The organism is Streptomyces sp. NPDC020983 (genome assembly GCF_044333485.1).
GTDB lineage: Bacteria > Actinomycetota > Actinomycetes > Streptomycetales > Streptomycetaceae > Actinacidiphila.
In genome coordinates this window covers 1-24649 of record NZ_JBIRRA010000023.1, presented here as the reverse complement: position 1 = coordinate 24649, position 24649 = coordinate 1, and the positions used below count along the sequence as shown (strand labels likewise).

19 protein-coding genes are annotated in these 24649 nt (G+C 74.4%); 7 read left to right on the top strand and 12 right to left on the bottom strand.

What is annotated here, in order from left to right; genetic code table 11:
* Positions 1-406 precede the first annotated feature (406 nt).
* Positions 407-1618: an MFS transporter gene (locus tag ACH4SE_RS34350; protein WP_398547494.1), complete on the top strand. Its 1212-nt coding sequence runs from the start codon at positions 407-409 to the stop codon at positions 1616-1618.
* Between the two features lie 85 nt (positions 1619-1703).
* Here ACH4SE_RS34350 and proP read toward each other — a convergent pair whose 3' ends face one another.
* Entirely contained in the window at positions 1704-3212 is a 1509-nt protein-coding gene (gene proP / locus ACH4SE_RS34345; protein ID WP_398547541.1) for a glycine betaine/L-proline transporter ProP, read from the bottom strand.
* 167 nt (positions 3213-3379) lie between these two features.
* Complete coding sequence (locus ACH4SE_RS34340; RefSeq protein ID WP_398547493.1) at positions 3380-3754, bottom strand: SH3 domain-containing protein; 375 nt, start codon at positions 3752-3754, stop codon at positions 3380-3382.
* A 225-nt stretch (positions 3755-3979) separates the two neighbouring features.
* Here ACH4SE_RS34340 and ACH4SE_RS34335 point away from each other — a divergent pair, with 225 nt between their 5' ends.
* The 6 genes from ACH4SE_RS34335 to ACH4SE_RS34310 all read left to right on the top strand — a co-directional run bounded on the left by ACH4SE_RS34335 (position 3980) and on the right by ACH4SE_RS34310 (position 9507).
* Positions 3980-4504, top strand: coding sequence for a PadR family transcriptional regulator (locus ACH4SE_RS34335; protein WP_398547492.1), 525 nt, complete (start codon positions 3980-3982; stop codon positions 4502-4504).
* A complete protein-coding gene (locus ACH4SE_RS34330) occupies positions 4501-5190 on the top strand; it encodes an ABC transporter ATP-binding protein (protein ID WP_398547491.1) in 690 nt (229 codons plus the stop codon). The genes ACH4SE_RS34335 and ACH4SE_RS34330 overlap by 4 nt, the downstream gene beginning before the upstream one ends.
* Positions 5187-7427, top strand: a complete 2241-nt coding sequence (locus ACH4SE_RS34325; protein ID WP_398547490.1) for an FtsX-like permease family protein — start codon at positions 5187-5189, stop codon at positions 7425-7427. Before ACH4SE_RS34330 ends, ACH4SE_RS34325 begins: the two co-directional genes overlap by 4 nt.
* A gap of 512 nt (positions 7428-7939) precedes the next feature.
* Positions 7940-8653, top strand: a complete 714-nt coding sequence (locus ACH4SE_RS34320) for a hypothetical protein (RefSeq protein WP_398547489.1) — start codon at positions 7940-7942, stop codon at positions 8651-8653.
* A 115-nt stretch (positions 8654-8768) separates the two neighbouring features.
* Positions 8769-9239: a hypothetical protein gene (locus tag ACH4SE_RS34315; RefSeq protein WP_398547488.1), complete on the top strand. Its 471-nt coding sequence runs from the start codon at positions 8769-8771 to the stop codon at positions 9237-9239.
* Positions 9240-9297: 58 nt separating this feature from the next.
* The gene (locus ACH4SE_RS34310; RefSeq protein WP_398547487.1) at positions 9298-9507 is read left to right on the top strand and encodes a hypothetical protein; all 210 of its coding nucleotides are present in this window, start codon (positions 9298-9300) and stop codon (positions 9505-9507) included.
* A 5-nt stretch (positions 9508-9512) separates the two neighbouring features.
* Here the strand turns inward: ACH4SE_RS34310 and ACH4SE_RS34305 are convergent, their stop codons facing one another.
* From ACH4SE_RS34305 to ACH4SE_RS34260, 10 genes are all read right to left on the bottom strand, one after another.
* Positions 9513-9920: a hypothetical protein gene (locus ACH4SE_RS34305; protein ID WP_398547486.1), complete on the bottom strand. Its 408-nt coding sequence runs from the start codon at positions 9918-9920 to the stop codon at positions 9513-9515.
* Between the two features lie 104 nt (positions 9921-10024).
* Positions 10025-12778 (bottom strand): alkaline phosphatase family protein, encoded by a 2754-nt coding sequence (locus ACH4SE_RS34300; protein WP_398547485.1) that lies wholly within the window; start codon positions 12776-12778, stop codon positions 10025-10027.
* An 11-nt stretch (positions 12779-12789) separates the two neighbouring features.
* Positions 12790-14151, bottom strand: coding sequence for an ABC transporter permease (locus ACH4SE_RS34295; protein WP_398547484.1), 1362 nt, complete (start codon positions 14149-14151; stop codon positions 12790-12792).
* Positions 14148-15122 carry an ABC transporter ATP-binding protein gene (locus tag ACH4SE_RS34290; protein WP_398547483.1) on the bottom strand — a complete coding sequence of 325 codons (975 nt, stop codon included), beginning with the start codon at positions 15120-15122 and terminating at the stop codon, positions 14148-14150. The genes ACH4SE_RS34295 and ACH4SE_RS34290 overlap by 4 nt, the downstream gene beginning before the upstream one ends.
* 349 nt (positions 15123-15471) lie before the next feature.
* Positions 15472-16197, bottom strand: a complete 726-nt coding sequence (locus ACH4SE_RS34285) for an LPXTG cell wall anchor domain-containing protein (RefSeq protein WP_398547482.1) — start codon at positions 16195-16197, stop codon at positions 15472-15474.
* A 136-nt stretch (positions 16198-16333) separates the two neighbouring features.
* Entirely contained in the window at positions 16334-17599 is a 1266-nt protein-coding gene (locus tag ACH4SE_RS34280) for a cytochrome P450 (protein WP_398547481.1), read from the bottom strand.
* A gap of 287 nt (positions 17600-17886) precedes the next feature.
* On the bottom strand, positions 17887-19467 hold the full coding sequence (locus ACH4SE_RS34275) for an alpha-L-arabinofuranosidase B (RefSeq protein ID WP_398547480.1): 1581 nt from the start codon (positions 19465-19467) through the stop codon (positions 17887-17889).
* Between the two features lie 183 nt (positions 19468-19650).
* Entirely contained in the window at positions 19651-20724 is a 1074-nt protein-coding gene (locus tag ACH4SE_RS34270) for an ABC transporter permease (RefSeq protein WP_398547479.1), read from the bottom strand.
* Positions 20721-22328, bottom strand: a complete 1608-nt coding sequence (locus tag ACH4SE_RS34265) for a sugar ABC transporter ATP-binding protein (RefSeq protein WP_398547478.1) — start codon at positions 22326-22328, stop codon at positions 20721-20723. Before ACH4SE_RS34265 ends, ACH4SE_RS34270 begins: the two co-directional genes overlap by 4 nt.
* Positions 22328-23506 carry a substrate-binding domain-containing protein gene (locus ACH4SE_RS34260; protein WP_398547477.1) on the bottom strand — a complete coding sequence of 393 codons (1179 nt, stop codon included), beginning with the start codon at positions 23504-23506 and terminating at the stop codon, positions 22328-22330. The genes ACH4SE_RS34265 and ACH4SE_RS34260 overlap by 1 nt, the downstream gene beginning before the upstream one ends.
* Between the last annotated feature and the right edge of the window lie 1143 nt (positions 23507-24649).

Sequence of the window (24649 nt, the reverse complement as noted above, 5' to 3'; positions counted from 1 at the left end):
CCTCCTTCCAGCATGCCGCTTCCCCGTCCGGCGCGTGCGCCCCGCACGGGAGTCCCCTGCGGGGCCCGTCCGGCTGCTCCGCGGCGCCGACCCGCCGTCAGCCGTCCGTCGCGGACGGACGCGGGGGCCCGGAGCTGCGCCGTCCGCGAGGCAGCGCGGCGCCCCGCCCCCCGCCGGGGGGCAGGCGGTTGACTTCGGCCGCCGCATGCTCTTCGATGCTGACCGGCCCCGCTTCCGGGGCCGGAGAAGCGATCACAGGACTTCTGCCCGGTGAGGGAGTCGGTGCGGGGCGCGTGTCCCCTCTCCGCGCCACAACTGGACGGCTCCAGGCGGTCGTCCACGGGTCGGTACGCACGGGCACCGGCGGCCCGGGGGCCGCCCCGCCGGGCGGCGAGAGGGAATCGCCGTGTCGACGGCGAACTACCGTGCCCTGCTGCGTACCCCCGGGGCCGCGGCGTTCTTCCTGCCCGCACTGCTGGGACGTGTCGGCGGCGCCATGACCGGACTCGGCATCGTCTGGCTCGTGCACGACCGGACCGGCTCCTTCGCCGCCGCCGGGGTGGTGAGCGGCGGCTTCGCGGTGGCCGAGGCGGTGGGGGCGCCCCAGCTGGCCCGGCTCGCCGACCGGTTCGGGCAGGCGAGGGTGCTGCCGCCCGCCCTGCTCGGGCACGCCGCCGCGGTGGCCGCGCTCGTGGGCCTGGCCGCCGCGGACGCCCCGCGCCCGCTGCTCGCACTGGGCGGCGCCGCGGTGGGGGCGAGCGTGCCGCAACTCCCGGCGATGTCCGCGGCGCGCTGGGCGACCCTGCTGCGCGGGGGCCGGGCCGCGGAGCTGCCCGCGGCCTTCGCGCTGGAGTCGGTCGGCAACGCGGTGTCCTACCTCGTGGGCCCGGCGCTGGTCAGCGCCCTTGCGGCAGCCGGGCATCCGGCGGCCGGCAGCGCGCTGGCCACGTCCCTGACGGTCGGCGGCGGGCTGCTGCTCACCGCCCGGCGCGGCAGCGCTCCCCCGCACACGTCCGACCGCGCCGCGCACGCCCGCGCGGGCCGGACGCTGCTGAGCGGCGGCCTCCTCGTCCTGCTCGGCCTCAGTCTCGGCATCGGCGTCTGGTTCGGCGCCGTGCAGGTGTCGGTCGCCGCCTTCGCGGTCGAGCACGGCGTCCCGGGCGCGGCGGCCCCGCTCTTCGCGGTCTCCAGCGGCAGCGGCCTGCTGGCCGGCTGGCTGTACGGGCTGCGCCGGTGGCGGGCCGCGCCGCCCGTACAGCTGCTCGTGGCCACCGGTGTGCTGACACTTGGCGGGGTGCTGCTGCTCACCGCCGGCTCGCCCGTCGCGCTCGGGCTCGCCGTGCTGGTGACGGGCGCCGCCGTGCCACCGCTGCTGGCCCTCTTCTCCCTGCTGGCGGAGGGGACCGTCGACCCGCTCGTGCTGACGCAGGCCTTCTCCTGGCTCGGCTCCGCGAGTGCCGCGGGCTCGGCCGCGGCGGCGGCGGTCTCCGGCTGGGCGGTCGACGCCCTCGGCGCCCGCGGGGGCTTCGCCGTCGCCGCGGCCGCCGCGACGGCGACGGCGGCGCTGAGCGCCGCGGGCCTGCGGGTGCTGGGCGCCGCGGTACGGGACGGGGCGTGAGTGCCGGCCGGGGGCACGCGGCCGCCCGGCGCCGGCCGGTTGCGCGCGGTTTCCCCGGGTCCCCCGGAGGTCACCGCCCCCACCGCTACCGCCGCGAGCGGCGCGGCCCGCGGATGCGCAGCCAGACGTCGCGGGCGTGCCGGCCGGCCGCCGTGCGGCTGCGGGCGACGAGGCGCCGGGCCTGGCCGTGCGTCTCGACCATCGCGCGCGAGCCGGACAGCGGTTTGCCCGCCGTCTCGCGCAGGTGGAGCGCCGACACCCAGCCGACCACTCCCGCGGCCATCAGGTAGTACGCGGGCACCATCGCGTCACCCGTCGCCTCCACCAGCGCCGAGGCGACCAGGGGGGTGGTGCCGCCGAAGAGCGAGACGGAGATGTTGAAGGCGATCGACAGGGCCCCGTAGCGGATGCGGGTCGGGAAGAGCGCGGGGAGCGTGGCCGCCGAGGTGCCCGCGAAGGAGGCGAGCAGCAGGCCCAGGATCGCGCAGCCGACAGCGGGGAGCGCGATGCCGCCCTGCCGGATGAGGAGGAACGCGGGCGCGGAGAGGACGACGAGTGCGACGCTGCCGGCCATGAAGACGGGCCGCCGCCCCCACCGGTCGGACGTGCGGCCCACCGCCGTGATCGTGAGCACCACCAGCAGCATGGTGGCGAGCACGAGCAGCTGCGCGGTGGTGTCGCCGAAGCCGAGCGTGGAGGTCATGTAGGTCGGCAGGTAGGACGTCACCATGTAGTTCGTGACGTTGTAGAGAAGCACCAGGCCGATGCAGATCATGATGGCCTGCCAGTGGCCGGTGAAGATGTCCCTGAGCCGGCCGCGCCCGGACTGCCGGGCCTCGTCGACCGGGCTGCGCCCGCCCGGTACGGAGTGGGCCGCCTGCTCGACCTCCGCCTTGAAGGCGGGGGTGTCCTCCAGCTTGAGCCGCATGTAGAGACCGGTCACGCCGAGCGGCCCGGCCACCAGGAAGGGGATGCGCCAGGCCCAGGCCCGCAGGTCGTCGGCGCCGAGGGTGACGGTCAGCACGGTGACCAGGCCGGAGCCGGCCGAGTAGCCGATGAAGGTGCCGAAGTCGAGCCAGCTGCCGAGGAAGCCGCGGCGCCGGTCGGGCGCGTACTCGGCGATGTACGTGGTCGCGCCGGCGTACTCGCCGCCGGTGGAGAAGCCCTGCACGAGCCGGCACACCAGGAGCAGCACCGGCGCGAGCAGGCCCACGGCCGCGTACGTCGGCAGCAGGCCGACCGCGAGGGTGCTCACCGCCATCATGATCATGGTGATCGCCAGCACCCGCTGCCGGCCGATCCGGTCGCCGAGCGGGCCGAAGACCAGGCCGCCGAGCGGGCGGACGACGAAGGCGGCGGCGAAGGTCGCGAAGGTCGAGATGACCTGGGTGCCGGGCGAGCTGGAGGGGAAGAAGACCTTGCCGAGGGTGTCGGCGAGGTAGGCGTAGACACCGAAGTCGAACCACTCCATGGTGTTGCCGAGCGCGGCCGCCGTCACGGCGAGCCGCACCTTCGGCAGGTCGGCGACGGCGACGTCCCCGGGACCCAGCGACTGCTTCCGGCGCCGCAGGAGGGTGCGGTAGAGCCGGTCCACCCGTTCGCTCGATCGCCGCCCCGCGCCCCCCGAGCGGCCCGGTCCTCTGCCCGCCGTCACTTCCGGTCCTCCTCCGCCGCTTCCGTTGACACGCCGACCGCGCACGGCGGCCGTACGGGGACGTACGGCCGCCGTGCGCGGCGGTCACGCGGGGCTCCCGGGCGGGGTCAGCACCAGGGCACGGCGCCGAGGTTGACGACGTAGCGGGCGGCGAGCCAGCCGGTGCGGTCGTACAGCTTGTACCAGCGCGGATTGCCGTCGACGTTCTGGCCGTCGACCTTGCACGAGAGGTGGACGACGGCGCCGGGCGGGTAGCTGCCGAGGACCGCCGAGTCGGTGGTCGCCGCGGCCCGGATGCGCAGCGGCACGCTGGAGACGACCTGCCCGTCGACGGAGCCGCTCCGCGCGGTGGCCGGCGCGGCCTGGCTCGGCGGGCCCGCGGCGGACGCGCCCGCGGGCACGGCGCCGAGCAGGCTCAGGGCGGCGGCCCCGGCGGTGAGGGCGAGGGTGGTCAACGGCTTCGGCGTGGCGAACGGCAGCATGACGGCCTTCCTGCTCGGGGACGCCGCCGGGCGCCCCCGGCGGTTCGCGGAACGATTCCCTGGCCGCCGACTCTCCTCCCCGCGCACCCCCGCGCAACCGAGCCCTGCCGCGAAGCCCCTCCGTCGGCGCACACGCCGCAACCCGATCGGCGCACGGGGAACCCCTCGTGACGCCCGCCGCCACCCTCGTTGACCGAGTGTGCACACTCAGTGTATACACGGAGTGTGAACGTACCGATGACGCTTCTCGGGCTCCTGGAACGGCAGTCGAGCCACGGATACGACCTCAAGCGGGACTACGACACGTACTTCAGCCCCGGCAAGCCGCTGCTGCTGGGGCAGGTGTACTCGACGCTCGGGCGGCTGGCCCGGGACGGGAAGGTGGTGGTGGGGGCCGCGGAGCCGGGGGCGGGGCCGGAGCGCAAGCGGTACGTGATCACCGATCAGGGGGCCACGGAGGTCGAGACATGGCTCGGCGAGCCGGTGGAGACCGAGCAGCACCTGCAGACGGAACTGTTCACCAAGGTCGTGCTCGCGCTGATGCTGGAGCGCGACGCGTCGGCGTACCTGGACGTGCAGCGGGCCGCGCACGTGCGGAGGATGCGCGAGCTGACGGAGGTCAAGCGGAACGGGCCGCTGGTGGACAAACTGCTCGCGGACCACAGCATGTTCCGGCTGGAGGCCGACCTGCGGTGGATCGACGTCACGCAGGCCCGGCTGTCCGCGCTCGCGCAGGAGGTGCTGGGATGAGCGCCGGTTTCGTCGAGGCGCGCGGGGTCGAGCTGGCCTTCGGGCAGACGCCCGCGCTGCGCGGGGCGGACCTCGCGGTGGCGCGCGGGGAGATCGTGGCGATCATGGGGCCGAGCGGCTCGGGCAAGTCGACGCTGCTGCACTGCCTGGCCGGGATCCTCGTCCCGGACGGCGGCGAGGTGCTCTTCGACGGCCGCCGGGTGGACCGGATGCGCGAACCGGAGCGCAGCGAGCTGCGCCGCGACCGCTTCGGCTTCCTCTTCCAGTTCGGCCAGCTCGTCCCGGAGCTGACGGCGGAGGAGAACGTCGCGATGCCGCTGCTGCTGAGCGGGAAGCGGCGCGGGCCGGCGCTCGCGGAGGCGCGCGGCTGGTTCGCGCGCCTCGGCCTGGAGGGGCTGGAGCGGCGCCGCTCCGGGGAGCTGTCGGGCGGTCAGGCCCAGCGCGTCGCGCTGGCCCGCGCGATGGCGGGCAGCCCGGACGTGCTGTTCGCCGACGAGCCGACCGGAGCGCTGGACTCGCTCACCGGGGAGCAGGTCATGGAGCTGCTGGTCGGCACCGTCCGGGAGAACGGCACCACGGCGGTCATCGTCACGCACGAGGCCCGGGTCGCCGCGTGCGCCGACCGCGAGGTCATGGTGCGCGACGGCCGCGTCACCACCCCGGCGCTCGGCGGGAGCCGGACGTGATACGGCTGGGCCTGCGGATGGCCCTCGGAACGGGCCGGGACGCCCTGCTGCGGCTGCTCGTCATCGCGGCCGCCGTCGCGCTCGGCGTCGGCATGCTGCTCGCCACCCTCGCCGCCCTCAACGCGACCGGCACGCAGAACGCCCGCAACGCGTGGCTCAACACCGGCCGGGTGGCGGCCCCGGCCCAGCCGGGCGCCGACCCGCTGTGGTGGCGGGTCGAGGCGGACCACTTCCAGGGCAGGCTGGTGGGCCGGGTCGACGTGGCCGCGACCGGGCCGCACTCCCCCGTACCGCCGGGCATGACGCACCTGCCGGGGCCGGGCGAGTTCTACGCCTCGCCCGCGATGGCGGAGCTGCTGCGGGACACCCCGGCCGCGCAGCTCGCCGACCGCTACCCGGGCAGGCTCGCCGGAACGGTCGGCAAGGAGGCGCTGCCCGGCCCGGACTCGCTCGTCGTCGTCATCGGCCGCCGCCCGGCCGAGCTCGCCGGGCAGCGCGACGCGACCGAAGTGAGGGCCATCACCTCGCTCTCGCCGAGCAGTTGCAGCGGACCGAGCTGCGTGGTGGGCACCAACGACAACGGGATGAAGCTGATCCTCTCGGTCGTCGCCGCGGCCATGATCTTCCCGGTGCTGGTGCTCATCGGCACCGCCACCCGGCTGTCCGCCGCCGCCCGCGAGCAGCGGTTCGCGGCGATGCGGCTGGTCGGGGCGACACCCCGGCAGATCGCGGTGGTCGCGACGGTCGAGTCGACGGTGGCGGCGGCCGCGGGGGTCGCCGCGGGCTTCGGCCTGTACGCGCTGCTGCGCCCGCTGCTGGTGCGGATCGACTTCACGGGCACGCCCTTCTTCCTGTCCGACCTGTCGCTGTCCGCCGCCGACGTCGTGGCCGTCGCGGCGGGGGTGCCGCTCGCGGCGGCGGTGTCGGCCCGGCTCGCGCTGCGCCGGGTGCGGATCTCGCCGCTCGGCGTCACCCGCCGGGCCACGCCGCGCCCGCCGCGCGCCTACCGGCTCGTCCCGCTGGTGGCGGGGCTGGTGGAGCTGGCGTGCTTCATCGGCCACCGCCCGCCGACCAGCACCGGGCAGGTGCGGGCCTTCCTGCCCGGCATCCTGCTGGTCCTGGGCGGGCTGGTGGCGGCCGGGCCGTGGCTGACGATGGCGGGCGCCCGGCTGATGGCCGCGCGCGCCCGGCGCGCGGCCGGACTGGTCGCCGGGCGGCGGCTGTCCGACGACCCCAAGGCCGGCTTCCGGGCGGTCAGCGGACTGGTCCTCGCGCTGTGCGTGACGACGACCGCGGTCGGGGTGATCGACGCGATCGTGCACGAGCGCGGGCTGCCGGGCATCGGCAGGGCCGTACGCGACACCGTCGCCGGCGACCACCGGGCGTTCGTCCACGACCGCTCGGTCGGCACCGTCCCCACCCCGCCGGACAGCCTGCTCGCGGCGCTGCGCGCGGTGCCCGGGGTCGGGGGCGTCCTCGTCGTGCACGCCGATCCGACGGGCGGCAGACGCAGCGCCCCCTACAGCGGCGGCGTCGTGGACTGCGCGCAGCTGGCCGCCACCCCGGTGTACGGAGCCTGCCCGGAGGGAGCCCGGACGGCGTCCTTCAACGCCGATGTCGACAGCTACGGCCTGTTCAGGAACCGGCCGTGGCCGTCGCGCTGGCCGGCCGCCGCGACCACGCCGGACGAGCTGCGGCGCATGCCGGTGATGCAGATCGCCGTCACCACCGACGGCTCGCAGGCCGCCGTCGAGACCGTGCGGACGCTGCTGGCCCGCGCCTACCCGGCGGACACCCCGCCCTACACCGTCGCCGAGGAGCGCAGCGAGCAGTCGGCGAAGCTCGACGGCTACCGGCAGCTGGCGGACATCGTCATCGCGGTGAGCTTCCCGGTGGCCGGGTGCAGCCTCGCGGTCGCGGTGGCGGGCGGGCTCGGCGACCGCAAACGGCCCTTCAGCCTGCTGCGGCTCACCGGGGTGCGGCTGCGGACGCTGCGCCAGGTCGTGCTGCTGGAGAGCGCGGTGCCGATGCTGGCGGTCGCGGTGGTGGCGATCGGCACCGGGTTCCTGGCCGCCCAGCTCTTCCTGAAGGCGCAGCTGGGCTACTCGCTCCAGCCGCCGGGCGGGGAGTACTACGCCATGGTCGCCGGCGGGATCGCCGCCGCGCTCGCCGCGATCGGCGCGACGCTGCCGCTGCTGGCGCGCGTCACGGGGCCGGAGAACGCGCGCAACGAGTGACGGGGGTGCCGCGCGGGAACCGGATCGCGCCATCCGCCGCCCGGCGGGTGGCGCGATCGCGTCCCCGGGCGCGCACGGCACCTCCGGGGCCGTGCTGGGCGGCCGTGCGGGCAGACCGGCCCGCCGGGTGACCGACGTTGTCAGGGTGCCGTCCTGGGGTGTTGCCGACCATTGTGGTGTAGACCAATTCCCGGCAGCCGCACCGAAGTCGGGACGCGCGGCAAGCCGGCGACCAGGAACGACAGGTAAAGGTCCAGACCTTATTGGTCCAGACCCTTGCGCCGGCTTGCGGCGGCTGCCACCGTACTGGGCAACCCCGCTCGGGTGCCGTGCGGAGGAACGGCCGGCCACCGCCGGCGCCCCTCCGCGCCCGCAGGCGTCCGAGCGCCGTACGCGTCGACGAGGCAACAGCGGCCGGTGCAGCGCACCGTGCCGCCGTGCCCCCACCGGCCCGCGGTGCCCGCCGCGGGCCGCACGCCTGCTCGTTCGCGATCGAAGGGATCGACCTCACCATGCGCGCAAAGTTCACCGGGTTCGGCGTCGCCGCCGGCCTCGGCACCGTGGCCCTGCTCGCCGGACTCGCCACCTTCGCCGGTGGCGGTACGGCCTCGGCCGACCCCGACACCACCACCGCCGTCAGTTCCGGCCCGGCCGTCTGGACGCAGGCCACCGCGACCGGCCGGCCCTCCGACTACAGCTCCTCCCTGGAGCGCTGCGCCAACGGCGCCGACCACCCGCTCAGCGGCGCCAACCCCGTTCTCAGCGAGCCGCTGACCACGCAGTTCAGCAGCAACGTCGGACTGTCCGAACACGTCACCTTCTCCGGCAGCCAGTGGTACGGGAACTGGAACTTCGTCTTCACCAACACCTCCTCGCAGACGCTGTCCACCGACTGCGCGGTGCTGGTCTTCCGGGCCCCGTCCGGCTCCGACGACCACAGCTACTCCGCCACCCAGGCGTACGGCCACCCGCAGCAGGACTACCTGGAGGTGCCGCGCGGCGACGGGACGTCGTTCTACGTCGCCCGGCTCGGTTTCCACGACGTCACGCTCGCGGAGCGCCAGATCGCCCCCGGCCAGTCCTTCACGTACACCTTCGGCGGGGTCCCGTCCCCGGCGATCAGCAACGACCGGATCCGCGACTCGCTGAGGTTCACGGCCGACCTGGACCTCAAGGCCAACGAGGCGCTGATCGAGCACTACGGCACCGCCCGCCTCACCAACTGACGGCCGGGGGCTGTTCCGGCAGCCCCCGGCCGGACCCGGGGACGGGCGCCCGGTGCGTGTGGCGCCCGCCCCCGGCTCCCGGCTTCCCGTCCCACGAAAGGAGGGGTGCGCGGTGGTGCGCGTACCGAAACGGTGGGCGGCCCTCGGCGTGGCCGCCGCGGCGGTGGCCGCCGTGGCGGCCGTACGGCCCGGCGCGACGCACGGCGGCAGCGACGCGGACGCCGTCGCCGCGCAGCACGCCTACGCCGTCGCCCGGCAGGAGTTCGGCCGGCTGTCCGGCGGCGACTGGCCGGGCGCCTGGCAGTTGTGGACCCCCGACGCCCAGCGGGCCGTCCCGCAGGCCGAGTTCGTCCGGGCCGGCGCGCGGTGCCGTCCCGCACTGGGCGTCCCGTACGTCCTCGGCGGCGGCTCCCGCACCGGCACGGACACCTTCCGCGTCAGCTGGACCCACGGGGGCACGAGCGGCAGCAGCACCCTCCGCCTCACCGCCGGGCAGTGGCGTTTCGCGCCCGACCCGCAGACCCTGGCCGGCTACCGCCCCGGCGCCGGAAGCGCCGCCCGCCGGCGCGGCGCGCCGTGCCCCTGAGCGGCGGCCGCCGCGGGGCGCGCCCCCGGACGGCGCGGCGGACGGCGGACGGCTCGGCATGCGCGCCCGCCGCGGCCGTCGGGCCGCCCGTGCGGGCCGGGGCGCACCCCGGCCGGGCGCGGGCGTCACCGCCGGCGCGCTCGGCGACGCCGTCCGGCAGGCCGTGGCGGAGCCCGGCTACGCCGCGCGGGCGGCCGAAGTCGGCCGACGGATCGGCGCGGAGGACGCCGTCACGCCCGTCCGCGAAGCCCTGGCCCGGCTGGCCTGACCGCCTCAGCCGGCGAGCGGCAGGAAGCCGCCGCGGGCGGATCCCGCGGCCGTCAGCGCCGCGAGGTCCGGTTCGGCGGGCAACTGCGGCAGCGACAGCACCAGGACGCCGCCGGCGGCTTCGGCGTCGGCGCACCAGCCGTCCATGCCGGCGCCCCCGTCCCCGTGGCCTTCCCGGTACGCGGAGTCGTCCGCCGAGGGCAGTACGGGCGCGGCCGCCGCGGGGATCACGAGCCCGTGCTCGCCCGGCCCGTCGACGACGCACATCGTCAGCCGCGGCAGCACGCTCCATCCCGCGGGCCGCGGTATCTCCCGCCCCACCACCGGGAGGGCGCCGTGCACGGACGCGCCGGCCAGCAGCAGCACGGGCGTCCTCCCGCGGACGAAGAGCGTGTTCTCAGGTGTCAGCAGCATCCCCGCATGGTGGCATCCCGCACCGCCGTCCGGCGGGCCCGGGCAGCCGAAGGGCCCCCGCCCGGCGCGGTGCGCGCCGGGCGGGGGCCGTCTCCGGTGGAGCGTCAGTCGTCGTTCTCCGTGGACGGGATGAACGCGCCGGGCACGTCCTGCGGGGCGAAGATCCTGCTCTCGCCCGGGTACGGCTTCTTCCAGTCGTGCGTCTGGTACCACGTGAAGTGGTTCATCTGCGCGGGGTTGGCGTAGTCGGGTACGGCGGTCGGGCCGGTCAGCCGCTGCTTGGACTTCCAGCTGTCCCACTTGGCGGCCGTGGCCTTCTCGGCGGCCGGGACGACGGCGGAGGGCGCGGGCGCCGCGGCCGGGTCCTGGGCGGCCGGGGTGTCCGCACCGCAGGAGGGCTGGGTGGCCAGGCCGGCGGTCAGCGAGGTGCGGTTGGGCAGCGCCGTGAAGGGCGTGTAGTCAGGCGTCGAGGTGAAGGCACCGGTCATCGGCGTGGCCGCGGTGTCCTTCTGGTTCATCGGCTGGACGCCGAGGATCTGCTCGATCGTGCGGATCAGGGTGATCTGCGAGTAGTAGTGGCTGTCGACCGCGCCGTGCTGCGCCCAGGGGCTGATGATCTGGACCGGGGCGCGGTGGCCGTCGACGTGGTCCAGGCCCGCCTGCGAGTCGTCCTCGACGACGAAGATCGCCGAGTTCTTCCAGTACGTGCTGTGCGAGATGGTGTCGACCATCCGGCCGACCGCGAGGTCGTTGTCGGCGACCTGCGCGGCGGCGTTCGCCGGGCCGCCGGTGTGGTCGCTGGACAGCCAGAACATGTTCAGGTTCGCCGGGCCGTTCGCGGCGAAGTCCTGCTCCCACAGCTGCTCGCGGTAGATGTCCGGCACCGAGGTGTCGAACTTCGGGAAGCCGTGCACCGACACGTCGTTGAGCGACGGGATCGGCGACGAGGAGTCCAGCGGGTACTGGGTCGGCGCGCCCGTGGCGTCCATCGACTTGGCGTCGCAGTACAGGTTCTGCCAGGTGGCCGCGGCCGGCTTGGTCAGGAACTGCTGGAACTCGCCGAAGTCGCGGACGGTGTTGCCGGCCGCCTGCGCGCCGGTCCACAGGAAGCCGCTCTTCTGGTGGCCGAGCGCGTCGTCCTCGGTGTCGTAACTGCGCAGGTACTCACCGGCGGAGGACTCGGTGTACTCCGGGTTGTCGGCCTGCATGAGCCAGTTGTGGCCCTCGGCGGAGTTCGTACCGATGTCGTAGGTGTTGTCGTACAGCCCGAACTGCTGGGTGAGGGCGTGCTGGTTGGGCGTGACGTTCTCGCCGAACTCCGCGAGCGCCGGGTCGCCGTTGCCCTCCGGGATGTCCCCGAAGAGCTGGTCGTACGTCCGGTTCTCCTTGACGATCAGGAAGACGTGCTGGATCGTCGACGGGTCGCCGAGGCGGGCCGGGACGGCCACGGGCTTCCTGCCCTTGTGGTTGCCGGGGGCGTTCTTGACGTTGTCCCCGGTCCAGCCGTTCTGCGTGAAGACCTTCGACGTCTCGGACCGGATCACCTTGTCGCTCGGCAGCGTGAAGGTGGTCAGGCTGGACGTGGTGTCGTGGGTCGCGTGGCCGGCCGCGGTGGTGGGGCGGCGGGCGTCGATGCCGCGGGTGTTGGACACCACGATCTTGTTGCCGACCGTCGCGATCTCGGCCGGGAAGTAGTCCGTCGGGAGCAGGCCGACGTAGCTGACCGGCTCCTGCGCGGAGGTGAAGCGGTAGACGGCGACCGCGTTCGCGCGACCCAGCGTCACCAGCAGGTGGCCGTCGTCCGTCAGCGTCACCGCGTCGGGCTCGTAGCCGACACCGGCCTGCGGCCACGGCTGGGTGGCGATGGTCTGCACGACCTTGCCGCGCACGGTGTCGATGACCGACACGCCGTTGGTGGCGGTGTTGGTCACGAACAGCGTCGTGCCGTGGGCGTGGAGCGCGGTCGGGTGCAGGCCGACGTCGATGCTGCCGACGGCGGCGGCCGGGTCGGCCACGTCGATGACGCTCACGGTGCCGGTCGTGGTGGCGCCGGTCACCGGGCTGGCCGGGACCTGCGTGCCGTAGGAGTTGATGGTGCTCTCGCCCGGCTCGGCGGTGCGGCCGCCCTCGTTGCTCACGTAGAGCTTGCCGCCGACGAGGGCCAGGCCGCGCGGCGCGTTGCCGGTCGCCCAGCTCCGGGTGATCGCGCCGGTGGCGGCGTCGATGGCGACGACGCGGTTCTGGCCGTTGACCGCCGAATAGACGGTGGAGCCGTCCGCGGAGAAGACCGCGGCGGCGGCCAGCGCGTGCTTGCTGCCGTTCGCCGGGATCGGGACGGCGACGGGGCTGGACAGCGTGCCGTCGTCGTTCACCGTGAAGCGGGTGTAGCCGTCCGTCTGGCCGAGCCACAGCTGCTTGCCGTCGGGCGAGTACGTCGGGCCCTCCTGCCCGACGTCGTTGCCCTTGATCCGCAGGTTCGCGGACGCGGAGTTGCCGACGAGCTGCTGGACCTTGCCCGCCTTGAGGTCCACGACCGCCAGCGCCACACCGCCGTCGGTGACCGACGCGGCGAGGTGGGTGCCGTCCGGGCTGACCGTGGACGACATGATCTTGCCGTTGTTGATGACGAGCCGGTCGCCGTACGGGGCGAGGTACTGGTCGCTGGAGACGACGGTGCCGTCCTTGGTGTCCTGCCCGACCTGCTGGGTGCCGAACCCGCTGGTCGTGGCGAACGCCGTTCCCGTGGCGGCGACCGCGAGCGCGGTGACTCCCGCCGTCACCAGGGGCACGCGTTGGCCGACGTGTTTCGAGAGGAATCCCACCCTCTCGACACGCCTGCGGTTGCGCGTTACCTGCATGGGTTTGCCTTTCAGGAGGTGTGGAGCAGATCGACGTTGCCGTCGAACTGCCAGAGCGGGTTCGGTGCGTCACCCTGATGGGTGCGCACCAGGAAGTAGCCGTTCACTTCCTTCGGTCCGTCGCCGTCGGCGACGTACCGCCCGTCCGCGGTGACGTCGAGCTGGTAGATGGCCTGACCAGGGGCTTCGACGCCAGGGAGATGCCAGGTCACGACGCAGCGCCAGTCGTTGCCCGGCCCGTCGGCCGAGACCTGCCCGCCGCCCCGGTTGCAGGCCGCGGTGACCCGCAGCTGCGCTTCCGTGACGGCGGGCCGGTTCAGCTCGGAGGTCTGGATCCGGTAGAGGTGGGCGAAGGCGGTCGCGACCGAGCGCTGGATCTTGTGCTGGTCGATGCCCGAGCCGGTGGAGGGGGTCGCCACGGCGACGGCGCCCACCGTGACACCGCACAGCACCGCGAGCGGCACGAGCCCGCCGGTGACGGCGCGCCGCGCGGACGCGTCGTCGGTGGGGTTGGTGAAGTCGCGGCGCAGGAACAGCCGGTAGGCCAGCAGGGTGCCGGCCACCGCCCAGGCCAGCGACACCGCGACGGCGACGATCAGCGGGGTGAGCTGGGCGGGGCTCGTGAACAGGCCGTTCCAGGCGATGAACGCGTAGCCGGGCAGCGCCGTCCGCACCGCGACCGGCAGCGGCAGCATCTGTGCGAGCTGCATCGCGAGGGCGGCGAGCGCGGGCAGCAGCAGCCCCATCGGGGAGCGGCCGAGCCCGATGGAGCCGATCAGGCCGATCGCGGCGAGCGCGAGGGTCGGGGCGAGCACGCACGCCCAGGCCAGCAGGACGCGCCCGGCGGCGCCGGAGGGCGTGAGCAGATGGCCGTCGAGTCCGACCAGAGCGTGGTTGCCCTCGGCGATCAGGCCGCCGGCGATGCCGGACGCGCACAGCCCGGCGACCATCAGCACGATGACCGTGAGGCTGGCGAGCGCCTTGGCGGCGAAGATGCGCCGCGGTGAGCGCACGGCGACGAGCAGGTGCCGCCAGGTGCCGAGCCGGTCCTCGGAGGCGAAGACGTCGCCGGCGACGACGGCGGTGAGCAGCGGCAGCGCCCAGGTGCCGGAGAAGCCGAGGACGACGAGCGAGCCGGCCCACCCGGTGGCGTGCATCCAGCGGCCGAACAGGGTGTCGGTGGGCAGCGTGCTCTGCCGGCCCACCGCGACGACGAAGAGCGCGGGCACGATCCAGCAGACCGGCACCAGCAGCCGGATGCGCCACTGGGAGGCCAGTTTGACCAGTTCGAAGCGGTAGCCGCGGGTGACCGGTACGCGGCGCGGCGCGGCCGCCTGCCTGCCGGGAGCGGGGGCCGGGGCGGTCGCGGTCATCGGACGGCCTCCTTCTCTTCCTTCGCGGCGTCCCTGTCGTCCTGCGTCCCGGTCAGCGCCAGGAAGGCCGCCTCCAGGGGAGAGACGACGGGGGCGAGTTCGCGGACGGCGACGCCCGCGGACACCACCGCGGCGACCAGTTCGTCCAGGGCGGGGACCGGCGCGCGGACCACCAGCGCCTCGGCGCCACGCCATTCCACGGACTCCTCGACGACGCGGACCCCGGCGACGGCGGCGGCCGCCTCCCGGGTGGCCCGGGCGTCGGAGGTGAGCAGCCGGTAGTCCAGTTCGCGGCTCTCGGCGGCGAGTTTTCTCATGGGACCGGAGAAGACGACCCGGCCGGTGGCGAGGATGGTGACCTCGGAGCACAGCGCCTCCAGGTCGTCCATCCGGTGGCTGGAGACGACGACGCTCGTGCCGGCCTCCGCCAGCCGGGTGAGCACGCCGTGCACGTGCTTCTTGCCCGCCGGGTCCAGGCCGTTGGACGGCTCGTCGAGGACCAGCAGCCGCGGCTGGGTCAGCAGGGCCGCGGCGAGCCCGAGGCGCTGCCGCATGCCGAGGGAGAAGCCGCGGACCCGGTCGTCGGCGACGTCGGTGAGGCCGACCTGGTCGAGCGCGCCGCCGATGGCGGAGCCGCCGCTGCCGGTGCCCGCGCCGCGCAGTGCGGCGAGGGCGGCGAGGTTCTGCCGGGCGGTGAGCGAGGGGTAGAGGCCCGGCCCGTCCACGAAGCCGGCGACGCCGTCGGGGGTGGCGAGCGCCCGCCCGACGGGGGTGCGCAGGATCTCCAGCCGGCCGCTGTCGGCGACGGACAGTCCCAGTAGGAGGCCGAGCAGCGTCGTCTTGCCGGCCCCGTTCGGTCCCACCAGGCCGTGGATCTGCCCCTGCGCCACGTCCAGGTCGACGCCGTCGAGAGCGACGACCTCCCCGAAGCACTTGGTGATCCCGCGGGCCCGGACTGCGGTTGCGTCCATGAGTCCCTTTCTTCCGAAGCCTCAAGGGACCCTAGGGAGGCAACAAGAACACCTGCACCGGCCGGAAGCTGAACGCTTGGGGAACGCGAGGTGACGGTGTGCCATCGCACCCGCCGGCGGGGCGCTTTCCGTTGCACGTCAGGAACCTGACGCAACATCACCGGAACGCGGAATTCCGGTACGGGCGCCGTGCGGCCCGCGGCGGCTCCCCCCGGGGCCGGCCGGTGCGCCGCGACGCCCCCGCGGGGGTGCGGCGGCATGCGCGCGAAAAGCACGCAGCGGTGCCCGCCCCGGTCCGGGGCGGGCACCGCTGCGTGCGGGTGGTGCTGTCGCGCGGCGTGCGCGCGGGTCAGTGCTGGCGGCTGCCGCGGCGGCGGAAGAGCACCGCGCCGCCGACGGCCAGCAGGACCGCGGCGAGGGCCGACAGGCCGATGACCGACGCGCCGGTCTCGGCGAGGCTGCCGGAGTCGCCGGTGCTCTCACCGGACGGCGAGGCGGACGCGGAGGCGCTCGCGGAGGGCGTGCCGGTGGTCGCGCCGGTCGTCGCGGTGCCGGCGGTCGTCCCGCCGGTCGTCGCGGCGCCGCCGGTGGTCGCCCCACCGCTCGTCCCGCCGGTGGTGAGGGTGCCGCCGTCGGTGGTCCCGCCGGCGGTCGTGCCGCCGGCCGCCGAACCGGAGTCGGTGCACGCGACCCAGAAGACCTTCTGCTTGGCCTTGCCGTGCTCGCCCTCGAAGGTCCAGAGCAGCTTGTAGTGGCCGTTCGGCAGGGTCATGTCGCCGGTGCGGCCGTGGCCGGTGGCGTCCAGCGTGATGGTGCCGTCGGCCTCGACCTTGTCCTTGCCGGTCGGCGGCTGGTCGACGATCTGCCAGGAGACCTTCTGGCCGCCGTCCTGCTTGAAGGCGTCCAGGTAGAACGTGCAGACGTGCGGGTTGTTGCTGGTGTCCTCGCCGCCGGTCTTGGCGTCGTGGATCTTGACGGTGCCGTTGTCACCGGGCGCCGCGAGAGCGGCGGGGGCGAACACCACGGTAGCCGCCGCGGCGGCTACCGCGACAGCGACCGAAGGAAGGGCGCGCATAAGGCCTACCAACCTGAAGGGATCGAAAACAGGAGCGTGGGGGGAGAGCACACACATTCGTGTCAAGGTTGCCCTCGCGTCAAGTCGTCGTACATATCGGTCACGTATCGCCCCGGCGGCCCGCCCACGGCCTTGCTCAGGCGGCGGGCGCCCCTGGCGTGACGAGGACGGGGAAGGTGCCGTGACCGCGCAGGACGACACGGTCGCGGCGGGTCGGCGGGGTGGGACCGGGGGCGAGGTCCGGGAAGCGGGACAGCAGGAGGGGGAAGGCGACGGCGGCCTCCAGCCGGGCCAGCCCGTTGCCGATGCAGACGTGCGCGCCGGCGCCGAAGCTGAGCGGGCGGATCGCGGTGCGGGCCGGGTCGAAGCGGCCGGGGTCCGCGTAGCGCGCGGGGTCGCGGTTGGCGGCACCGATCAGCAGCACGAGCTGGGCGCCGCGCGGCAGCGCAACGCCCGCCAGCTCCTGGCCGTCCGCGTGCACGATACGGGTGGTGAGCTGGACGGGCGACTCGTAGCGCAGCACCTCCTCGACGAAGGAGCCGACCGCGATCCGCCCGGAGCGCAGGCCCGCCGCCGCCTCGGGGTGGTCGAAGAGCAGCCGCAGACCGTTGCCGAGCAGGTCGGTGGTGGTCTCGAAACCGGCGACGAGCAGCAGCGTGAGGTTGGCGAGCAGTTCGCCCTCGGACAGCCGGCCGTCGTCGGAGTCGCGGGCGGCCAGCAGGGCGCCGACGAGGTCCTCCGACTCCCGCGGGTGGGCCCGGCGTTCGGCGACGAGGTCGCGGAAGTAGCCGGCGAGCCGGACGGCCGCGGCGTCCGCGGGCAGCAGGGCCGCCGGGTCGGCGACGAACTCCAGCGCGATCGTGAGGTCGGCGGCGAGGGTACGGAAGAGGTGCCGGTCGGCGGCGGGCACGCCGAGCATCTCGCAGATGACGGTGAGCGGCAGCGGTGAGGCGAAGGCGGTCATGAAGTCGACGGGCGCGCCGTCCGCGCCCGACGCGGCGAGGCCGTCGAGGAGTTCGCCGACGACCGCCGCGACCATCGGCTCGTAGGCGGCGACGCGTCGCGGGGTGAAGACGGAGTTCATGAGCGCGCGCATGCGGGTGTGCTCGGGCGGGTCGTTCTCCAGCACGGAGCGGGCCAGCAGGCTGATCGCGTCGTGGGCGTCGCGGTCCTCGGGGGAGGCCTGCGCGCCGGTGACGCCGAAGGCGGGGTTGCGCAGTGCCCTGTTGACGGCGTCGTAGCCGCACACGAGGTAGAGGCCGCCGCCGACGTCGAGGACCGGCCCCGCCTCGAGCGCCCGGGCGTAGAGCGGGTAGGGGTCCTCCCGGCCGCCGGGGGCGAGCATCTCCAGGGCGAGGGCCGCCGGGTCGGGGGTCTGCGCCTGCTGCGGGGCGGCGGTCATCGGCGGTTGCTCCTCGGCATCCGTACGGCACGCGCGACATGGCACGCGAGAGCTTCGGGGACGAGTATCCCGAACCGGAGGTGTATCGCACAACCGTGAGGCGCGGCCGGTTCACGGCACGGCCTCGCGGCGGACGTACCGGGCGCCCCGCGCGCCCCCGTACCCCGACGAACGCCGTGCCCCCCGGACCGTCCGGGCGCGGCCCCGACCCCGGAACCGCGTCCGTGCCGACGGGCCGTCCCCCCGCACGGGCGGCGGGGGGACGGCCCTGTCGTACGGCGAAGGGCTCAGGGGGCCCAGGGCGAGGCGACGGCCCAGCTCGCGTCGTCGGCGTAGGAGGTGCTGGAGTCCCAGGCGTTGGAGCCGCCGTTGGACGCCAGGTAGACCGAGTAGTTGTAGTGGCGGATGTAGTGGTCGGGGTAGTTGACGGACGGGAAGGACAGGCCCTGCCCGTTCAGGCCGCTCTGCGCGCAGAAGGTGGCGTCCTGCTTGAACAGGTCGCTGCCGTCGCTGGACTGGATCTGGAACTTGAAGTTCTGGTGCCGCAGGTACTGGCCGGACTTGTTGGCGGACTCGAAGGACACGCACGCGCTGTTGGCCAGGCCCGCGCGGACGATCCAGGTCGCGTCGCCCTTGTCGGTGGCCGAACTCGACGACGTGACACCCGCGATGACGACGTTGGCGTCGCTGTCGTCGTGCTTGAGGTAGTCGCCGGTGCAGCACGAGGTGGTGGCGCGCAGCGAGGTCTTGCTGCCGACGGTCAGGCCGCCGGTGCCGCCCGTGGAGCCCGCGGTGTAGCCCACGGAGTTGATGTTGGACTGGACGGCGTTCTCGGTGGCGTCCGAGGGGTAGCCCGACGTCATGACGCCCTCGTAGAAGGTGCCCTGGGCGCCGACGCTGTTGTCACCGCCGATGCCGAGGATGATCGCGCCCTGCTTCTTCATCGGGTTGTAGCCCGACACGTTGGGACGCACCCCGCTGTAGAAGGTGGACAGGCCGCCGGACTGGGCGTTGCCGCCGCGGATCGCCCACTGGTTGTGGGTGCCCTTGATGATCGCGGTGGTGAAGCGGTAGTTGACGGTGGGGTCACCGGAGTTGAGGTGCTGGTTGACCCCGGAGAAGAGGCCGTTCTCCAGGTCGGCCATGATCCAGGGCCCGTTGCCGGAGCCGTAGCCCCACACCTTGATGTTGCCGAAGTAGATGGCCTCCATCGTGCCGTTGCCGTCGTCGTGGCTGTCGGTCTCGGCGTTGCCGTAGTCGAAGCAGCAGCCGCCGTTGTAGTGGGTGCCGTCGAGGACCGCGTACATGCCCTCGGGGTTGTCGCCGGTGGCGATCCCGTTGGTGTGGTTGTTGCGGTAGCCGGTGCCGGGGGCGACGAAGACGCCGTAGGCCTTGTGCCCGCCGACCGTGACGGGGGCGGCGGTGGCGCTCGCGAGGTTGTCGTAGCCGCCGGCCGCCGGCCCGTTGAAGCCGCCGGGCGGGGCCTGGGTGAGGTTGTTGCCGCGGCCGGACTGGTCGTAGATGACCGTGATGACGCAACTGGTGCCCGCACAGAAGGAGTCCTGCGCGGCGGCGTTGGCGTAGCCGCCGGCGCTCAGCACGCCGATGTTCAGCGTGGCGTTGTCCGAGGAGCGCCGGACCTGGTAGAGCGAGCCGCTGTACGAGCCGTACAGGGCGCGGGTGGTGCTGTGCGCGGCGACGCACGGGGTGCCGCCCGACTGGTAGATGTCGCAGGGCAGCGAGCCCGCCGCCTGCGAGGCCGGCGAGGTGCCGGCCAGTACGCCGGCGACCAGCGCGGCCGTGGCGCCGAAGGCGAGCGCGATGCTGCGCAGCCGCCCGCGGGCGCGGATCCTTGCGAGTACGGACACGAGGTCCTCCTGTGGGGGGGTGGGGATGGTGCCGGCCGGACGGCCGCCGGTGCGGCCCCGGCACGGTTCCCGGGCGGCCGGGATCGCTCGCGGGTGCGTGCGGGCAGCCCGGAGGGCGGCCCGGCGCCGGTGGGTGCGGCTCCGGACCGGCTCTCCGCCGCGGCATGGGGTCCGCGGCGTCACTCAGCCGCGGCGCGCCACGCTTCTGGCCCGCAGCCGGTCGGCGGTGATCGCCAGCCCGAGGACGCAGCCGAGCACGATGTTGGTGTAGTTGGAGTTGATCTGGAGGGTCGTCAGCCCGTTGTTGATGAGTTCGAGCAGCACCGTGCCCGCGACGATGCCGACGATCCGGCCCTGCCCGCCCACCAGGCTCACCCCGCCGATCACGGCCGCGGCGATGGCCGACAGCTCCCAGCCGACGCCCACGCCGCTCGCGGAGCCGACGCCCATCCGGCCCAGCACCAGGATCCCGGCGAAGGCCGACAGCAGCGAGCTGGTCACGTACATCGAGATGATGCGCCGGTCGCCGCGGATACCGGCGAGCCGGGCGGCCTCCGCGTTGCCGCCGACCGCGTAGACCTGCCGCCCCGTGTAGGTGCGCTCCAGGAAGAACCAGGCCACCAGCGCGACGACCACGAAGAGGATGAGCGGCAGCGGCACCTGGGCCACGTACGTCTGCCCGAGGTCGGAGAACAGCCCGCCGATGCCGGTGATCGAGGTGCCCGAGGTGATCGCGAGCGTGACGCCCTGCGCGACGGTGTACGTCACCAGCGTCACCACGAAGGGCGCCATCTTCAGCCGCGTCACGGCCAGCCCGTGGATCAGCCCGACGGTGCCGCAGATCAGCAGCGTGACGAGGATGGCCAGCACCGGCGGCAGGCCCGCGCGCACGTTGAACCAGGACATCAGGATCACGCTGGTGCCCAGCAGCGCGCCCACCGACAGGTCGATGCCGCCGGTCAGGATGACGAGCGACTCGCCGATCGCGATGAGCCCGTACTGCGCCAGGTCGAAGCCCATGCCCTGGAGGTTGACCGCGCCCGCGAAGGTCGACTTGTCGAGGGCCAGGGCGACGAAGACCACCACGCAGGCCGCGACGACCCCCACCTCCGGCGTCTCGACGAGCCGCCGCAGCAGCGGGGTGCGCCGCTCGGCGGCGGGCGCGCCCGGCCCCGGCTGTGCGGGTACGGCGCCCGCGGCCGCCGCCGCGCTCTCCTTCTTGCGCATGCGGTCCTTCATCGGCGTGCCGTCCTTCATGCGCGTGCCTTCCCTCCGCCGGCCGCGCCGGCTCCCGTACCGCCGCCCGCGGGTCCGGCGCCCGAGCCGGCCGCGGCGGTCATGATCACTTCCTTGCCGAACCGCTCGCGCGGCAGGTCGGCGACGACACGGCCACGCGCCATCACCACGATGCGGTGGCAGATCCAGAGCAGCTCCTCCAGTTCGGAGGAGGCCACGAGCACCGCCAGCCCGTCCTGCGCGGCACTGTCGATGAGGCTGTAGATCTCCGCCTTGGCCCCGACGTCCACCCCGCGCGTCGGCTCGTCGAGCAGCAGCAGCCGCGGCTCGGCGGCGAGCCAGCGGCCGAACACCGCCTTCTGCTGGTTGCCGCCGGACAGCGAGCCGATCTGCTGCTCCTGGGTGCGCAGCCGTACGCCGAGGTCGCGGACGATCCGTGCCGCGTGCTGCTTGTCGGCCCGGGGGCGCAGCAGCCCGTGGCGGCTGATGCGGCGCAGCGTCGCGAGCGTGACGTTCCAGCGCACCGAGTGCGCGGGCAGCAGCGCCTGCACCTTGCGGTCCTCCGGCACCAGCCCGATCCCCGCGGCGACGGAGTCGGCCGGGTGCCGGGGCCGGAAGTCGGCGCCCTCGAAGGCCACCGTCCCGCCGGTACGCGGCTGCGCGCCCATCACGGTGTGCAGCAGCCGGCTGCGGCCCGAGCCCATGAGCCCGGCGACCCCGACGATCTCGCCCGCGTGCACGTCGAGGTCGACCGGGCCGAGGCCGTCCGCGGTCAGCCCGCGGACGCTGAGCGTGGCCACCCGCTCGACGGACGGCGGCGGGGCGAGGTCGGCGCGGGCCAGCTCGGTGCCGACCATCTCGCGGATCATCCGCTCCTCGGTCGCCTCCGCGGGCGTCAGGTCCGCCACCAGCTTGCCGCTGCGCAGCACCACCACCCGGTCGGCGACCGACCGCACCTCGTCGAGGCGGTGCCCGATGAAGAGCACCGCACCGCCGGCCGCCGCGTGCTGCCGGGCCAGTGCCAGCACCCGTTCGGCCTCGACCGGGCCGAGCGAGGACGTCGGCTCGTCGAGGATCAGCACGACGGGGCGGTGGCCCCACGCCTTGGCGATCTCGATCATCTGCCGCACCGGCACCGGGTACCGGCCCACCGGGCGGTCGACGTCCACCCCGCTCACCCCGACCTCGGCGAGCAGCGCCCGCGCCTCCGCGCGGGTGCCGGCGCGGTCGACGACGAACGAGCCGAGGGCGCGGCCGGCCGCCCGCTGCGGACGGCGGCCTAGCAGCAGGTTCTCCGCGACGCTCAGCTGGCCCACGAGCGGGAACTCCTGGGCGACCAGGGCCACGCCCATGTCCCGCGCGTGGTCCGGGCGGCCGGGCTGGAGCGGCCGCCCGGCGATCTCGATCGCGCCGGTCGTCGGGGTGACCGTGCCGGACAGCACGCCCATCAGTGTCGACTTTCCCGCGCCGTTCTCACCGACGACGGCGACGATCTGGCCGCGCGCCAGGTCGAGCCGCGGGATGTCCAGCACCTTCACCGGGCCGTAGGTCTTGCTGACGTCGCGCAGCGAGACGGCGGTGCCGGTCGCGGAGGCCGTCCCGGACTCGGTGGGAGCCGCCGCCATCAGCCGATGCCGAGTTCGGTGAGCTTGGCCTGGTAGTCGCTGAGGTTGGCCTGCGTGACCAGGCCGACGCCGGAGCTCAGCGTCGTGCCGTCGGACTCCAGGTAGGGCTTGACGAGGGCCATCGTGGCGTCCACGCCCAGCACCTTGAGGGCCGTCAGCAGGTAGGCGCCGGTGTAGCCCTGCTGGTAGGGCTGCTGGAGGACGGTCGCCTGGATGACGCCGGACTTGATGAAGTTCAGCGTCTGCGGGTCGCTGTCGTCGGAGATGATCTTGACCTTGCCGGTCTTGCCCGCCGCCTGCACGGCCTGCCCGGCGGACGGCCCGTCGTAGGAGTAGACGCCGTACAGGCCGTTGACGTTCGGGTTGGTCTGGATCGCGGTCTGCGCGTTGGACAGGGCCTTGGAGGCGTCCATGCCGTCGCTGAGCTTCTGCACGACCTTGACGTCCGTGCCCTTGAGGGCGTCCTCGAAGCCCTGGATGCGCTCCACGGCGTTGGACGTCGTCAGCGAGCCGACCAGGACGACGACCTGGCCCTTCCCGCCGAGCGCCTGCTTCATCGCCTCGCCGGCCTTCTGGCCCGCCGTGTAGTTGGGGGTGCCGAGGTAGAGCGCCGCGCCGTCGTCCTTGGGCAGCGGGGAGTCGATGGCGAGGACCGGGATGCCGGCCTTGTTCGCCGAGCTGATCGGCGCCTTGATCGCGGTCGGGTCGATCGCGGACACGCTCAGACCGGTGATGCCCTGGCCGCGCAGCGTCTGGATGATGCTCAGCTGCTGGTCCAGCCGGCCGTTCGCGGGGGCCTGGTAGGTGCCCTTGACGCCGAGGTCCTTCAGGCCCTTGTTGAAGCCGATCTTGCCGGCGTTCCAGTAGTCGACGGCGACGTTCACGACCATCGCCTCGTCCAGCTTCGACAGGTCCTTGCCCTGGAGCGCCTGCTTGAGGGCGGCGTCCAGCTTGGCGAGATTCGTGTCGTTGAAGGTGATGTCGCCCTGGATCGTCACGGCGGGCGCGTCCTTGCCCGTCCCCCCGGCCGAACCGCCGCTGCCGCCCGAGCCGGAGTCCCCCGCGCCGCTCTTGCTGCAGGCCGCCGCGCCCGCCAGCACCGCCAGCACGACGGCGGCGGCCCCGTAACGGCGTACGAGCCCGCGCCGCCTGCCGCCGCTGCGGCCGGCCGCGTCCACCGTGCCCGCCCCGTCGGTCCCGTATGCCGCCCGACCTGCCCGACCACACCGCACTGCACCCATGACAAACATCCCGTCCGGAAAGGCCTCGCAGCCCGTTTGTTGTCTGTTAGCGCTCACATATCGCTTGCGTCGTACGTGTCGTGCACTGGCCCGCACGACCCCATCCCAGGGGTCGGCGCACCCCGTACTCCCACCGGCGGACCCGGCGTCCTCACAGCCAGGAGGCGGTAAGCCCGCCTCTCGGTCCTCATGGGCGCACACGCGCCCCGTGGGGCCCGCCCGCCTCCGCACCTGACGCGGTGTCCGACGTACGGGCGACCCCGCCACCACTCGAATGTTAGCGTTCACTGATTGGGCGTCAAGAGAGTGCGCAGAAAGTTTCGCTGACCGGCCGGCGCGTTCCCGGCGGGGACGGAGGGCGCACCGGAGGCCGGGCGGCAGACCACCGCACCGGGCGTGAACCGCGCCACGCGGCCGGGGACGTGCGGGATCCGCGCAGCCCCGGCGGCCGGGACCGGCGGAGGCGCCGCGGCGACGGCGGAGGCAGGGGAGGCGGAGGCAGGGGCAGATGTGGGGGCGGGGCCGACACCGCCGAGCAGCATCGGGTGCGCGGCCCGCGCCTCTCCGGGACCCGCGAGCCGTGCCGGGCAGGGCCGTCCTCAGGGCGGGGCAGGCCGGTGGAGCCGCGATCGGGTGACCGGCGCCGGCGATGCCCGCGCGGGGCCGTCCTCCCCCGGACGGGGCGCGGGGCGGCGCGGCCGTCCCCGGCAGCGCCACGCCGACGGACGGGGTGTCCGTGACCTCACGAGCCGGGCCGCACGGTACGCCGGGGGACGGGCGGACGCCCGCGGCCCGGCGACGGCGACTGCGGCCCCTCCGCACCGGGGGGGAGGAGGGCCGCTCCGCCAGGGGCGTGCGCCCCCGGAGGGCGCGGGAACCGCGCGCACGGCCGCCGTCCGCCGGTGGTCCGGCGGACGGCGGCGGCCCCTCCGGGCGGTCCCGGGCCTCGCGCCCGCAGGGCGGCACGCGGGCGGTGGGCCGTCCTACAGGCCGCGTGCCAGGCGGTAGTAGGCCTGGTTCCAGCGGATCTCGTTGGCGAACTGCCGCGGGGTGGTAGCGGCGTCGATCAGGAGGAGCTCG